Below are 271 nucleotides of genomic sequence, written 5' to 3' on the forward strand. Positions count from 1 at the left end.
GGCATGTCGCCGCAGCATTTGTCGGAGATTGAAAGCGGCAAGCGCGATCCGCGTTTGTCGTCTATCGAGCGCATGGCGGAGGCGATGGGGATGACGGTGTTGATCGTGCCGGACGCAATGGCACCCGATCTGCGCAGGTATGTGGCCAACAACGGCCGCATCTACACCACCCACGCCAGCCAGGCCGCTGCCGCACCCAACCACCCTGAAGCTCCAAATCCCGACCATGCCCAAGAAAAAACCTGACTCAGCCCCCACTCAGCCCTCAGTC

At 62.0% G+C, this 271-nt stretch carries 1 protein-coding gene; it reads left to right on the forward strand.

Annotated features, from left to right (window positions below):
- The coding region (locus A3K90_RS04515; RefSeq protein WP_303681378.1) for a helix-turn-helix transcriptional regulator at positions 1-246 on the forward strand (246 nt) is incomplete at its 5' end.
- Positions 247-271: the final 25 nt, after the last annotated feature.

The sequence above is a fragment of the Pelodictyon luteolum genome (assembly GCF_001622165.1).
GTDB classification, from domain to species: Bacteria; Bacteroidota; Chlorobiia; order Chlorobiales; family Chlorobiaceae; genus Chlorobium; species Chlorobium luteolum_B.